The organism is Agromyces sp. NPDC057865 (genome assembly GCF_042796995.1).
GTDB lineage: Bacteria > Actinomycetota > Actinomycetes > Actinomycetales > Microbacteriaceae > Agromyces.
On sequence record NZ_JBHVMJ010000003.1, the window covers coordinates 228,526 to 241,101 of the forward strand.

Consider the following 12,576-nt stretch of genomic DNA (forward strand, 5'->3'; position numbering starts at 1 on the left):
GCAAGGAGCACCGATGAAGGCAATGGAGCCTCGTCTCACCCGTGCCGTCGTGGAGTGGACTGGCTGGGGCAGCACGCCCAGTCCCGTCCGCGACGACGCGCGGGTCATCGCACGGTTCGGCGGGGTCGCCGGACCGGCACTCGCCAAGGCGGCCCGCACCCTCGAGGCCGACTACGCCGCGTCCTCCTCGGAGTTCCGGCTGCGGCATCCCGAGCTCGGCGGCGACGCCGTCGACGCACTCGCCTGGAGCGCTGCGTACGACCGCGGCTGACCGGCGCGCACGACGCGAGGCGGCCGCCCCCACCGGGGACGGCCGCCTCGTCGCGTGCTTGAGATCGTTCGAGCGCCAGGCGTCAGTTGACCCCGGGGATCACCAGCCAGCGGTTCGCGAGGATCAGGTAGAGCGCGATCGCGACGAGGGCGATGATCGTGATCGTGCGTCCGGTGCGGCCGCCGGCGAAGAGCGCCACGGCCAGCACGACGAGCGTGGCGACGGCGAGCACGATGGCGCCGAACGGGATGCCGGGGATGAACAGCGCGAGCAGGAACAGGCCCGCGACGACGATCTCGATGATGCCGACGATCGTCGAGCCGCGGCGCGCCCGCAGGCGCAGGATGCCGTCGACGAGCGCGAGCGCGCCGCCGATGAGGGCGATGACGAGGAGCCAGGACAGCGTGATCATGGGGTCCCTTCGGGTTGGTGTGGGGGTCACCGCGACGCGGGAGGGGACTCCCACGACGCGGCCAGCGTAGCGACGGGCGCCTGCGCCGCGGCAGGGCTTGCACGCGACACGCCGTGCCGTGTATGCCGTCGCCCGCATGCACCGCGGGGCCGGCCATACGTCCCGATCTCGCGGCATCCGGAATGCAACGCGGAGTCATGCGGTTTCACCACGGGTCGCCCCCGTGCTGGACTGGTTCCGCCCGGGCGACGCACGAACGCCCGCCGGGCCTCGACATTCCCCACGAAGGAGCACCACATGACCCGCGCCCGCCGCGCCCGCACCCTGCTCGGCCTCGCCGCAGCATCCGCCGCACTCATCGCCCTCGCCGCCTGCTCGAGCGGCGCACCCGCGGCGAGCGACAGCGCGGAGGGCGGCGACGAGTTCGGCCTGCTCAAGGCGGGCACGCTCACCGTCGCGACCGAGGGCACGTACCGTCCCTTCAGCTTCCACGAGGACGGCTCGGGCGACCTGGTCGGCTACGACGTCGAGCTCGCCGAGGCCGTCGCCGACAAGCTGGGCCTGAAGGTGGAGTTCCAGGAGACGCAGTGGGACGCGATCTTCGCGGGCCTCGACGCGGGCCGGTTCGACGTGATCGCGAACCAGGTCTCGATCAACCCCGAGCGCGAGGAGCAGTACCTCTTCAGCGAGCCCTACACCGTCTCGCCCGGCGTCATCGTCGTGAACGAGGGCGACTCGTCGATCTCGAGCTTCGACGACCTCGCCGGCAAGACGACCGCGCAGTCGCTCACGAGCAACTGGTACGAGCTCGCGCAGGAGTCCGGCGCGAACGTCGAGGCCGTCGAGGGCTGGGCGCAGGCCGTCTCGCTCCTGCAGCAGGGACGCGTCGACGCGACGATCAACGACAAGCTCACCTTCCTCGACTACGTGAACACGACGCCCGACGCGGCGATCGAGGTCGCCGCCGAGACCGACGACCCGTCGCTCAGCGCCCTCGCCTTCACGAAGGACAAGCAGGCGCTCGTCGACGCCGTGAACGGCGCGCTCGCGGAGCTGCGCGACGAGGGCGTGCTCGCCGAGCTCGGCGAGAAGTACTTCGGCGCCGACGTCTCGCAGTAGGTGAGCCCGTCACCGGATAGGGTGGCGGCGCGGCGGATGCCGCCGGAGGGAGGCTCCCGGTGAACGAGGACCTGCAGCTCTTCCTGGAGTCGTTCTGGCCCATCGTCTGGGGCGGCATCACGGGAACCATCCCGCTCGCGCTCATCTCGTTCGCGATCGGGCTCGTGCTCGCCCTCGGCGTCGCGCTCATGCGGCTGTCGCGGAACCGCGTGGTCTCGGGCATCGCCCGGTTCTACGTCTCGGTCATCCGCGGCACGCCGCTGCTCGTGCAGCTGTTCGTGATCTTCTACGGCCTGCCGGCGATCGGGATCGTCATCGACCCGTGGCCGAGCGCGATCGCGGCCTTCTCGCTGAACGTGGGCGGCTACGCGGCCGAGGTCATCCGCGCCGCCATCCTCTCGGTGCCGAAGGGCCAGTGGGAGGCGGGCTACACGATCGGGATGTCGAACGCGAAGACGCTGCGGCGCATCATCCTGCCACAGGCCGCGCGCGTCTCGGTGCCGCCGCTCTCGAACACGTTCATCTCGCTCGTGAAGGACACCTCGCTCGCCTCGCTCATCCTCGTGACCGAGCTCTTCCGGGTGGCGCAGCAGATCGCGGCGTTCAGCCAGCAGTTCATGCTGCTCTACCTCGAGGCGGCGCTCATCTACTGGCTGTTCTGCCTCGCACTGTCGTCGGGGCAGAATGCCCTCGAGAGGAGGCTCGACCGCCATGTCGCACACTGATCCGACGGGTCGCGACGACGAGCGCGACGAGCCGGTGCCCGCAGGCCCTTCCACGGGCGCCGACGGCGACGCCACGGATGCCGCGGGCGGCGACGCCCTCGCACCCGAGACGCCGGCCGACCACACGATGGTGCTCACCGCCCGCGGCATCCGCAAGTCGTTCGGGCAGAACGAGGTGCTGCGCGGCGTCGACCTCGAGGTGCGCCGCGGCGAGGTGGTCGCCCTCATCGGGCCGAGCGGCTCGGGCAAGACCACCGTGCTGCGCTCGCTGAACGGGCTCGAGACGCCCGACGCGGGCACGATCGCGGTCGACGGGGGTCCGTCGATCACGTTCGGCGCGCCCGTGCCGAAGGCCGACCGGTTCGCGCTGCGCGACCGTTCGGCGATGGTGTTCCAGCACCACAACCTGTTCCCGCACATGACCGTGCTGCAGAACGTCATCGAGGGGCCGACGCAGGTCCAGCGCGTGCCGAAGGCCAGGGCGATCGCCGACGCCGAGGCGCTCCTCGCGCGCGTCGGGCTGTCCGAGAAGCGCGACGCCTACCCGTTCGAGCTGTCGGGCGGGCAGCAGCAGCGCGTCGGGATCGTGCGCGCCCTCGCGCTGAAGCCCACGCTCCTGCTGTTCGACGAGCCGACCAGCGCTCTCGACCCCGAGCTCGTCGGCGAGGTGCTCGCCGTCATCAAGGAGCTCGCCGAGGAGGGCTGGACGATGGTCATCGTGACGCACGAGCTCGGGTTCGCCCGTCAGGTGGCCGACGAGGTGCTGTTCCTCGACGGCGGGGTCGTCGTCGAGCAGGGCCCGCCCTCGCAGCTCTTCACCGCGCCGCGCGAGGAGCGCACCCGGCGGTTCCTCGAGCGCATCCTCCGCCCGTTCGACTGAGCGGCGGCGGCGCCGCCTTCTCGCCCGCCCGCTCCGTCGCTCCGTGCGCGCCCGCTCGCCGCTCCGCGGCCGCCCGGGCCGCCTCGGAGGCGCGGGGCGTAGCGTTGACGCATGGCCGCCCGCACCCCCGGAGTCACCGCTCCGGCCGCGCGGGCCCAGGTGGAGCCGGCCCCGAACCCCCGGATTCCGGGCATGCGGCAGCGCCGCGCGCTCGGCGTCTTCCGCGTGCTCATCGCCGCGATCGAGGTCGTCGCACTCATCGGCAACTACGAGTACGTGCTCGGATTCCGCTTCTTCGCCACCGCGAACTTCTTCAGCTACTTCACGATCCAGTCGGCGATGCTCGCCGTCGCGACGCTCGGCATCGCCGCCGCCTACGCGCTGCTCGCGCCGAGCGATCCGCCGTGGCTCGGCGTGCTGCGCACCATGGTGACGGCCTATCTGCTCGTCTCGGGCATCGTGTTCGCGCTCATCGTGAGCCAGGCGTCGACGCGCGACTACCGCGTCGACGTGCCCTGGTCGGACACGCTGCTGCACTGGGTCGTGCCGGCGCTCGCCGTGATCGCGTGGACGACCGACAGCATCATGGCGGTGAACCCGCCCGTCCCGTGGTCGACGGTCGGCTGGGTGCTGGTCTACCCATCGCTGTGGCTGCCGTACACGCTCTGGCGCGGCGCCGACGTGGGCTGGTACCCGTACTTCTTCCTCGACGAGGCGCAGGTCGGCGGGGTACTGGGGGTCGCGCTCTACTGCGCGCTCGTGCTGCTGATCTTCGTCGCGGTCACGGCCCTGCTCGTCGCGATCAACCGGGCGCTGTGGCGTAGGGCGCGAGCCCGACGAGGATCGCCTCGAGGAACTCCCGATCGTCGAGCGCTTCCAGTCGAGGTGCCTGCCCCGCCGCGATGACGCCGACGAGGATCGGCTCGCCCGTCTCCCGGCCGACGTCGAGCCAGGCGGCGACGGGCGAGGGCGTGCCCACGAGCGTGAGCACGTCGGCCGCGGATGCCGCGGGCTCGACGGATGCCGCGTCGCCCGACGCATCCGCCCCGTCGTCGCCCCCCGCGGCCGTGCCGCCCTCGCGCCAGAACGCCTCGTCGAATCGCAGCCACACCACGTCGATCGCGCCCGTCTCGAGTACGGCGATCGCGTGCTGGTGCGCGTACGGCAGCGCGGGGGAGAAGCGCAGCGTGTCGGACTTCAGCACGCCGAGCGGGACCGTCACGATCGCGCGGTCGACCGTGAGGGACTCGCCCGAGTCGAGGCGCAGGCTGACGCGCGTGTCGTTGTAGGCGATGCGCGTCACGACGCTCGACACGGCGATGTCGACCTGGTCGGCGAGCCCGTCGAGCAGGTCGGAGAGGCGCCCGGTCACGAGGCGGGATCCGGGCGGGAACGCGGTGGTCGGCGCCGTGCGCGCGGACACGCGGCTCGGCGGTGCGCCCGTCGCCGGCTGTACGTCGCTCGTGATGGTGTGCGCGAGCCACGAGGCCGGGCTGACGCCGTCGTCGCCGGGCGCCTGCGACAGCGGGACGACGCCCGACTGCACGAGCGCATCCGCGAGCGAGATGTCTCGGGGCGCGGCCTCGGCCCAGGCGCGGGCGGTGTCGACGGCTGCATCGCCCGTCGGCGGGATCGCGACGACGGCGCCGTCGACGGTGCGTGCCTCGACGACGCCGTCGAACGTCAGGGTGTCGACGGATGCCCCGCCGAGCGCCTCGGCGAGCGGCTCGTCGTCGGGCACCAGCACGGGGCCGAGCTCGACCGACCGGTCGAAGCCGTCGACGTCGACCGACCAGACGCGCCCGCCCGCGCGGTCGCGGGCCTCGACGACGACGACCTCGAAGCCCTGCTCGAGGAGGTGCACGGCAGCCGTGAGCCCGGCCATGCCGGCGCCGATCACGGCGATGCGCTCGCCGGACTCGGCGACGCGGGCGACGTGCTCCGCCGCGGCGAGTCCGGAGTCGCGGGCGCCGGTGATGGTGCCCGGGGCGTCGGGGGAGCACGCCTCGCCCGCGATCCAGAGCCGGTCCTCGACGGGATCGGCGAGCGAGGAGCGCAGCTCGGGGGTCGTGCCGACGCCGTCGAACGAGAACGCGCCGCGCGCGAACGGGTCGGAGCTCCAGCTCGAGCGCCGCATCGCGGTCGGCAGGGGGACCCCCTCGGGCACCGCAGGTGTCGGCGTCGGCGTGGGCGACGGGGTCGGGCTCGCGGTGGGGGTGGTCGTCGGGTTCGGCTGCCCCCAGGTGCAGCTCGAGAGGGCGACGGCGGCGATCCCCGAGAGCGACGCGGCGAGGAAGGTTCGCCGGGCCATGCCGCCGGACCCCGCCCGAGACTCCATGTGGTTCAGGCTAGTCGACGGCCTCTGCGCGGGTTGAGGAGGGCGCTTTGCGCTCGTCACCCGCGCGGGTTGAGGAGGGCGCGCCAGCGCCCGTCTCGAAACCCAGCCTGCGCAGGCCGGTTTCGAGACGCGTCCGGCTCCGCCGGGCGCTCCTCAACCCGCGACGCCCCCGAAATGCATGAGAATCCGCGCTTCGCCCCCTCGTGGAGACCCGTCGCGCGGATTCTCATGCGTTTCCGGTGTGCCGGGTGCGCGTTACCCCGCCGCGACGTACCCGTCGGCGACGTCGAGCGCCCCGTCGATGACGTCGAGTCCGCGCAGGAGCTCGTCCTCGGTGATGACGAGCGGCGGTGCGACGTGCATCCGGTTGAAGTGGATGAACGGCCAGAGGCCGGCCTGCTTGCACGCGGCCGCCACGGCCGCCATCGGCGCGGCATCCGCCCCCGACGCGTTGAACGGCACGAGCGGCGCGCGCGTCGCGGCATCCGACACCAGCTCGATCGCCCAGAACAGGCCGAGGCCGCGCACCTCGCCGACCGACGGATGCCGCTCGGCCATCGCCCGCAGGCGCGGCTCGACGACGCGCGTGCCGAGGTCGCGCACGCGCTCGAGGATCCCGTCGCGCTCGAACACCTCGAACGTCGCGACGCCCGCCGCGCACGCGAGCGGGTGGCCCGAGTACGTGAGGCCGCCCTGGAACGACACCGTGTCGAAGTGCGCCGCGATGCGCTGCGAGATGACCACGCCGCCGAGCGGCACGTAGCCCGAGTTCACGCCCTTCGCGAAGGTGATGAGGTCGGGGGTCACGCCGAAGTGGTTCACGGCGAACCACTCGCCGACGCGGCCGAAGCCGACCATGACCTCGTCGGCGATGTAGACGATGCCGTACTTGTCGGCGAGTGCCCGCACGCCCTGCAGGTAGCCCGGCGGCGGCACGAGCACGCCGTTGGTGCCGACGACGGTCTCGATGATGATCGCGGCGATCGTCGACGCGCCCTCGAGCGTGATGACCTGCTCGAGGTGCGCGAGCGCGCGCTCGGTCTCCTGCTCGGGCGTGGCGGCGTGGAACGACGACCGGTACGGGTACGGCCCGAGGAAGTGCGCGACGCTGCCGTCGCTCGGCTCATTCGCCCAGCGGCGCGGGTCGCCCGTGAGCGAGATCGCGGTCGCGGTGCCGCCGTGGTAGCTGCGGTACATCGAGAGCACCTTGCGCCGGCCGGTGACCGCCCGCGCCATGCGCACGGCGTACTCGTTGGCGTCGGCGCCGCCGTTCGTGAAGAACACCTTGTCGAGGTCGCCGGGTGCGACCTCCGCGATGCGCCGGGCGAGCTCGCCGCGCACGTCCGACGCCATCGACGGCTGGATCGTGGCGAGGCGGCCGGCCTGCTGCTGGATCGCCGCGACGAGGTCGGGGTGCTGGTGCCCGAGGTTGAGGTTCACGAGCTGGCTCGAGAAGTCGAGGTACGCGTTGCCCGCGTAGTCCCAGAACGTCGAGCCCTCGCCCGCCGCGATGGGCAGCGGGTCGATGAGGGCCTGCGCGCTCCACGAGTGGAACACGTGGCCGCGGTCGTCGGCGCGCACCTGCGCCTCGGCCGCGAGGTCGGGCAGCGGATGCCGCATGCCACTGCGGTCGACGTACGTCGCCGCGTCGATCAGGGTGTCGGTCATGAGGGGGTCCTCTCAGGATCGGTGGTCGAGTAGCGCCGCCCACCCGGTGGTCGAGTAGCGCCCGGCGCAGCCGAACGCGTATCGAGACCCACGATGCGTCTCGATACGCGTCGCCTCCGGCGGCGCTACTCGACGACCGGACGAGAGGGCGCTACTCGACCACCGGTGGTGGGATCAGTGGTTGCTCGGGAAGCCGAGGTTGACCTGCGACTCCGACGGGTCGGGCCAGCGCGTCGTGACGACCTTCGAGCGGGTGTAGAAGTGCACCGACTCGGGGCCGTAGATGTGCGAGTCGCCGAAGAGCGAGTTCTTCCAGCCGCCGAACGAGTAGGCGCCGATCGGCACGGGGATCGGCACGTTCACGCCGACCATGCCGACCTCGATGTCGAACTCGAACTGGCGGGCCGTGCCGCCGTCGCGCGTGAAGACCGCGACGCCGTTCGCGAAGTCGTTCGCGTTGATCAGGTCGACGGCGTCCTCGTACGACGCGACGCGCACGACCGAGAGCACCGGTCCGAAGATCTCGTCGTCGTAGACCTTCATGCCGGGCTTCACGTGGTCGACGAGCGAGGTGCCGACGAAGAAGCCGTCGCCCTCGAACGCCTGCTGCGTGCCGTCGACCACGACGGTGGCGCCCTCCGCGGCAGCGCCCGTGACGTACGAGGCGACCTTGTCGCGGTGCTCGCGGGTGATGAGCGGGCCCATCTCGCTGGCCGGGTCGGTGCCGTCGCCGATCCGCAGCGTCGCCATGCGCTCGGCCACCTTCGCGACGATCGCGTCGGCGACCTCGTCGCCGACCGCGACGAGCACGGAGACCGCCATGCAGCGCTCCCCGGCCGAGCCGTACGCGGCCGAGACGGCGGCGTCCGCCGCGGCATCGAGGTCGGCGTCGGGCATGACGACCATGTGGTTCTTCGCACCGCCGAGCGCCTGCACGCGCTTGCCGTTCTCGGACGCCCGGCGGTAGATCGAGCGGGCGATCGGCGTCGAGCCGACGAACGAGACCGCACGCACGTCGGGCGAGTCGAGGATCGCGTCGACCGCCACCTTGTCGCCGTGGACGACGTTGAGCACGCCGTCGGGCAGGCCGGCCTCCTGGAACAGCTTCGCCAGGAAGAGGGAAGCGCTGGGGTCCTTCTCGGAGGGCTTCAGCACGACGGTGTTGCCGCACGCGATCGCCGAGGCGACCATCCACAGCGGCACCATGACCGGGAAGTTGAACGGCGTGACGGCCCCGACCACGCCCACGGGCTGCTTGGCCTGGTGCACGTCGACGCCGCGCGCGACCTGCTCGGAGCGCTCGCCCTTCAGCAGGTGCACGAGCCCGGCGGCGAACTCGACGTTCTCGATGCCCCGGCTGATCTCGCCCTTCGCGTCGGAGAGCACCTTGCCGTGCTCGTTGGTGAGGATCGCGGCGAGCTCGTCCTGGCGCTCGACGAGGAGGTGCCGGAGCTTGAAGAACACGTCCGCCCGCTTGATGAGGCCCGTGGCGCGCCACCCGGGCAGTGCGGCCTTCGCGGCGGCGATCGCCGCGTCGACCTCGGCGGTCGAGGCGAACGCGACGCGTCGCGACACCTCGCCGGTGGCGGGGTTGAAGACGGGACCGGTGCGGTCGGCGCCGCCGACCTCGCGGCCGGCGACGAAGTGACGGACGAGGGTGGTCTCGCGCTCGTCGGCGACCTCGCGGTCGACGGTGTCCTGGACGAGGCTCATGGCGCTCCTTCGGTTGGTTCTTGACGACGGATGCCTCGGCACCGGTTCGACGGATGTGCGTGCCGCCGACATCCTGGTCGGACAGATCGACCGAGTTCGTCTAAGCTGGCGTTCCCCAGTCTTGCAGAGGCAGAGAGGCCGAACTGATGGCAGACCGTCGCGAAGACGAGCCGAACCGAACGGATCGTCCGAACGGCCCAGGAGCGCGCGGCGGCGATGCCGGACTGCCCACCGTGCGCGAGATCCTGACCCTCGAGGCCGTCGCCCAAGGCGTGCCCGAGGTGCTCGCGAGTGACGATCCGCTCGACGCGCGCGTGCGCTGGGTGCACGCGTCCGACAGCGCCGGCGTGGCTCGCCTGCTCAACGGCGGCGAGCTGCTGCTCTCGACCGGATCGGGCTGGCCGACCGAGCCGGCCGAGCTCGAGGCGTTCATCGCGGGGCTCGTCGACGCGGGCGTCGCGGGCCTGGTGCTCGAGCTCGGGGTGCACTACCGCTACGTGCCCGCGATCGTCGAGCAGGCGGCCCGTGAGCACGGCCTCGCCCTCGTCGCGCTGCACCGCGAGGTGAAGTTCGTGACGCTCACCGAGGCGGTGCACAGCCGCATCATCTCCGAGCAGACCGAGGCGCTCCGGGCGCGCGACGAGGTGCGCGAGCGGTTCACGGCGCTGAGCCTGCGCGGCTCGCCCGCGGACTTCATCGTGCACCAGCTCACGCAGACGCTCGGCGCCGCCGTGGTGCTCGAGAACCTGGCGCACGAGGTCGTGGCGGCCGAGGTGCCGCCCGCCGCCGAGGAGGGACTCTTCGCGGGCTGGGAGGCGCGCTCGCGCGCGGCGCATCGCGACGACGAGCAGCGGCGCCGCGACGGCCGGCCCGCCGGCGCGGGCGAGTGGCTCATCGTGCCCGTCGAGGCCCGCGGCATCCGCTGGGGGCACCTCATCGCGCTGCCCGGCCCGGCGCACCCCGCCGGTCGGGTGAGCGTGCTCGAGCAGGGTGCGATCGCGCTGGCGCTCGGACGGCTCGCCGACGGCGGCGCCGACGAGTGGACGCGCATCGGCCGGCAGCGGCTCGTGGACGCGCTCCTCGAGGGACGGTTCGCGGGCGGCGCCGGGGCGACCGCGCGGCTCGAGGCGGCCGGGCTCCCGGTCTCGGGTGCCCGACTGTACGGCATCGTCGCGACAGGTCCGGCGATCCGCGACGGCGCAGCGGATGCCGCGGCGCGCGCCCTCGGCGGCCGGGCCATCGACGGCGTGGGGCCCGGCGCCACGATCACGCGGTCGGCGCAGGTCGTGCTCCTGTCGCTGCCCGCGCCGCTGACGGATGCGGCCGCGAGCCGCTTCGCGTCGGACCTCGTGGGCGGCGACGCGGCATCCGCCGACCGGCTCGTCGTGTCGATCGGTTCGGTCGCCGACGGGCTCGACGGCTTGCTCGGCTCGGTGCAGGAGGCGACCGACCTCTCCCGCGGGGCGCGCCCGCGCGGGGTGCGTGCCGCGGTGCTGCGGCGCGCCGACGAGCGGCCGCTCATGCGGCTCGTGACGTCGCTGCGCGACGACCACCGGCTGCTGCGGCACAGCGAGCGGATGCTGCAGCCGCTCATCGAATACGACCTCGCCCGCGACGGCGACCTGCTGCACGTGCTCGGGGCGGTGGTCGCGCATCCGGGCAACCGCACGGCGGCGGCCGCGGCGAGCCACCTGTCGCGCTCGGTGTTCTACCAGCGGCTCGCCCTCATCGGCGACCTGCTCGGAGCCGACCTCGACGACGGCGAGACGCTCACGGGCCTGCACCTCGCGCTGCTCGTACGGCGCAGCGCGGCGAGCTGAGCGCCTCGGTCGTCGAGTAGCGCCCGCCCCGGTCGTCGAGTAGCGCCGACGAAGTCGACGCGTATCGAGACGTGGTGACATCACCGATCGACTTGCCGCGTCTCGATACGCGTCCGCCTCCGGCGGGCGCTACTCGACGACCGGGGAGCGTCTCGATACGCGTCCGCCTCCGGCGGGCTCTACTCGACGACCGGGGAGCGTCTCGATACGCGTCCGCCTCCGGCGGGCGCTACTCGACGACCGGGGAGCGTCTCGATACGCGTCCGCCTCCGGCGGGCGCTACTCGACGAGCGAACTTTTTACTTGCTATTGACAAGTTCACTTGCAAAGAGCAAGCTAAGGATCACACCGGAACCAACCGACCGACGACGATCCACCGGAGGACACCATGACCGCCACGAGCATCTTCGTGAACATCCCGACCACCGACCTCGACCGCGCCAAGGCGTTCTACGAGGCGCTCGGGTTCACGATCAACCCGAACTTCACCGACGAGAACGCCGCCTGCGTCGTGCTCAGCGACACCATCTACTTCATGGTGCTGACGCGCGAGTACCTCGGCACGTTCACCGACAAGCAGATCATCGACCCGAAGACGCAGGCGCAGGTCGCCATCGCGCTCACCCGCGACTCCCGTGAGGACGTCGACGCGGTGCTCGCCAAGGGCCTCGCCGCCGGCGGCAGCGAGCCGCGACCCGTGCAGGACTACGGGTTCATGTACTCGCGCGACCTCGACGACCCCGACGGCAACAACCTCTCGTTCCTGTTCATGGAGCCGGCGGCCGCCGAGATGGGGCCCGAGGCGTACATGGCGCAGCAGGGCGCCGGCGCCGAGGCGTCGTCCGCCTGACCGGGCACCCCGGATGGCCACACGCGCCACTCGCGGCTTCGGCCAGTACAGCGGCGTCGCACGAGCAGTCGAGCGGGTCGGGGAACGGTGGGCACTGCTCATCGTCCGCGACCTGCTCGTCGGCGCGCGCCGGTACGGCGACCTGAAGGCCGGCCTGCCGCGCATCCCGACGAACATCCTGGCCGACCGGCTGAAGGAGCTGCAGGAGGCGGGCGTCGTCCGCCGCGTGCCCACGGTGCGCGGCGGGTACGAGCTCACCGAGCTCGGCCGTGCCCTTGAACCCGTCGTCGTCGCCCTCGAACGGTGGGGCTGGTCGACGCTGGGCGAGCCCGCCGAGGGCGAGCTGGTCACGGCCGATGCGCTGGTGACGGCGCTCGGCGCTGCGTTCAAGCCGGATGCCGCGGCGTCGCTGCCGCCCACCGAGTACGTGCTGCACGTCGGCGACGTCTCGATCTCGGCGATCGTGACGGGCCGCCACCTCGACGTCGCTCCCGTCGGCCCGGGCGCGCTCCCGCAGCCGCGCCGAGCGATTCCCGACGTCGCACCCGAGGACGTGCTCGAGCTCGCGGTCGAGCCGACGGGGTTCCGCGACCTCGTCTCGGGCGTCCGCGGGGCCGTCGCCGTCAAGGGGCCGCCATCAGGCGTCGCCATCCTCGACGGGGGGAGCGCGCTGCTCGAGCGCTTCCGACTGACGTTCCGCATCGACCCGATCGCGCCGCCGACCGGCGCGGCGAGCGAGGCCGGCGACGCGGCATCCGTCGCCTGAGCCGGCGGCCTCTC

12 protein-coding genes are annotated in these 12,576 nt (G+C 72.5%); 8 read left to right on the forward strand and 4 right to left on the reverse strand.

From position 1 onward, the window contains the following. Nucleotides 1-13 precede the first annotated feature (13 nt). The gene (locus tag ACFVN5_RS13975; RefSeq protein ID WP_376955844.1) at nt 14-271 is read left to right on the forward strand and encodes a hypothetical protein; all 258 of its coding nucleotides are present in this window, start codon (nt 14-16) and stop codon (nt 269-271) included. Nucleotides 272-353: 82 nt separating this feature from the next. Here the strand turns inward: ACFVN5_RS13975 and ACFVN5_RS13980 are convergent, their stop codons facing one another. Next, complete coding sequence (locus tag ACFVN5_RS13980) at nt 354-683, reverse strand: hypothetical protein (protein ID WP_376955845.1); 330 nt, start codon at nt 681-683, stop codon at nt 354-356. Nucleotides 684-980: 297 nt separating this feature from the next. Here ACFVN5_RS13980 and ACFVN5_RS13985 point away from each other — a divergent pair, with 297 nt between their 5' ends. The 4 genes from ACFVN5_RS13985 to ACFVN5_RS14000 all read left to right on the forward strand — a co-directional run bounded on the left by ACFVN5_RS13985 (nt 981) and on the right by ACFVN5_RS14000 (nt 4,313). Beyond that, nucleotides 981-1,802, forward strand: a complete 822-nt coding sequence (locus tag ACFVN5_RS13985; protein WP_376955846.1) for an amino acid ABC transporter substrate-binding protein — start codon at nt 981-983, stop codon at nt 1,800-1,802. Nucleotides 1,803-1,861: 59 nt separating this feature from the next. Continuing rightward, nucleotides 1,862-2,527 carry an amino acid ABC transporter permease gene (locus ACFVN5_RS13990; protein WP_376955847.1) on the forward strand — a complete coding sequence of 222 codons (666 nt, stop codon included), beginning with the start codon at nt 1,862-1,864 and terminating at the stop codon, nt 2,525-2,527. 127 nt (nt 2,528-2,654) lie between these two features. Further along, complete coding sequence (locus ACFVN5_RS13995; protein WP_376956811.1) at nt 2,655-3,407, forward strand: amino acid ABC transporter ATP-binding protein; 753 nt, start codon at nt 2,655-2,657, stop codon at nt 3,405-3,407. 111 nt (nt 3,408-3,518) lie between these two features. After that, on the forward strand, nt 3,519-4,313 hold the full coding sequence (locus ACFVN5_RS14000) for a Pr6Pr family membrane protein (protein ID WP_376955848.1): 795 nt from the start codon (nt 3,519-3,521) through the stop codon (nt 4,311-4,313). Here the strand turns inward: ACFVN5_RS14000 and ACFVN5_RS14005 are convergent. The 3 genes from ACFVN5_RS14005 to ACFVN5_RS14015 all read right to left on the reverse strand — a co-directional run bounded on the left by ACFVN5_RS14005 (nt 4,210) and on the right by ACFVN5_RS14015 (nt 9,126). Further along, a complete protein-coding gene (locus ACFVN5_RS14005; RefSeq protein WP_376955849.1) occupies nt 4,210-5,745 on the reverse strand; it encodes an FAD-dependent oxidoreductase in 1,536 nt (511 codons plus the stop codon). The genes ACFVN5_RS14000 and ACFVN5_RS14005 overlap by 104 nt on opposite strands. A gap of 255 nt (nt 5,746-6,000) precedes the next feature. Continuing rightward, on the reverse strand, nt 6,001-7,413 hold the full coding sequence (locus ACFVN5_RS14010) for an aspartate aminotransferase family protein (protein WP_376955850.1): 1,413 nt from the start codon (nt 7,411-7,413) through the stop codon (nt 6,001-6,003). Between the two features lie 174 nt (nt 7,414-7,587). Then, nucleotides 7,588-9,126, reverse strand: coding sequence for a CoA-acylating methylmalonate-semialdehyde dehydrogenase (locus ACFVN5_RS14015; RefSeq protein WP_376955851.1), 1,539 nt, complete (start codon nt 9,124-9,126; stop codon nt 7,588-7,590). A gap of 146 nt (nt 9,127-9,272) precedes the next feature. Here ACFVN5_RS14015 and ACFVN5_RS14020 point away from each other — a divergent pair, with 146 nt between their 5' ends. The 3 genes from ACFVN5_RS14020 to ACFVN5_RS14030 all read left to right on the forward strand — a co-directional run bounded on the left by ACFVN5_RS14020 (nt 9,273) and on the right by ACFVN5_RS14030 (nt 12,562). Further along, entirely contained in the window at nt 9,273-10,946 is a 1,674-nt protein-coding gene (locus ACFVN5_RS14020; protein WP_376955852.1) for a PucR family transcriptional regulator, read from the forward strand. 388 nt (nt 10,947-11,334) lie between these two features. Continuing rightward, nucleotides 11,335-11,796 carry a VOC family protein gene (locus tag ACFVN5_RS14025; protein WP_376955853.1) on the forward strand — a complete coding sequence of 154 codons (462 nt, stop codon included), beginning with the start codon at nt 11,335-11,337 and terminating at the stop codon, nt 11,794-11,796. A 13-nt stretch (nt 11,797-11,809) separates the two neighbouring features. Next, nucleotides 11,810-12,562, forward strand: coding sequence for a winged helix-turn-helix transcriptional regulator (locus ACFVN5_RS14030; protein WP_376955854.1), 753 nt, complete (start codon nt 11,810-11,812; stop codon nt 12,560-12,562). Nucleotides 12,563-12,576 lie beyond the last annotated feature (14 nt).

What these genes read in the sequence shown, in the direction of transcription:
- ACFVN5_RS14010 (WP_376955850.1), bottom strand. Translation starts at nt 7,413, where the DNA reads ATGACCGACACCCTGATCGACGCGGCGACGTACGTCGACCGCAGTGGC.
- ACFVN5_RS14030 (WP_376955854.1), top strand. Translation starts at nt 11,810, where the DNA reads ATGGCCACACGCGCCACTCGCGGCTTCGGCCAGTACAGCGGCGTCGCA.
- ACFVN5_RS14020 (WP_376955852.1), top strand. Translation starts at nt 9,273, where the DNA reads ATGGCAGACCGTCGCGAAGACGAGCCGAACCGAACGGATCGTCCGAAC.
- ACFVN5_RS13980 (WP_376955845.1), bottom strand. Translation starts at nt 683, where the DNA reads ATGATCACGCTGTCCTGGCTCCTCGTCATCGCCCTCATCGGCGGCGCG.
- ACFVN5_RS14000 (WP_376955848.1), top strand. Translation starts at nt 3,519, where the DNA reads ATGGCCGCCCGCACCCCCGGAGTCACCGCTCCGGCCGCGCGGGCCCAG.
- ACFVN5_RS13985 (WP_376955846.1), top strand. Translation starts at nt 981, where the DNA reads ATGACCCGCGCCCGCCGCGCCCGCACCCTGCTCGGCCTCGCCGCAGCA.
- ACFVN5_RS14005 (WP_376955849.1), bottom strand. Translation starts at nt 5,745, where the DNA reads ATGGAGTCTCGGGCGGGGTCCGGCGGCATGGCCCGGCGAACCTTCCTC.
- ACFVN5_RS14015 (WP_376955851.1), bottom strand. Translation starts at nt 9,126, where the DNA reads ATGAGCCTCGTCCAGGACACCGTCGACCGCGAGGTCGCCGACGAGCGC.
- ACFVN5_RS13995 (WP_376956811.1), top strand. Translation starts at nt 2,655, where the DNA reads ATGGTGCTCACCGCCCGCGGCATCCGCAAGTCGTTCGGGCAGAACGAG.
- ACFVN5_RS13975 (WP_376955844.1), top strand. Translation starts at nt 14, where the DNA reads ATGAAGGCAATGGAGCCTCGTCTCACCCGTGCCGTCGTGGAGTGGACT.
- ACFVN5_RS14025 (WP_376955853.1), top strand. Translation starts at nt 11,335, where the DNA reads ATGACCGCCACGAGCATCTTCGTGAACATCCCGACCACCGACCTCGAC.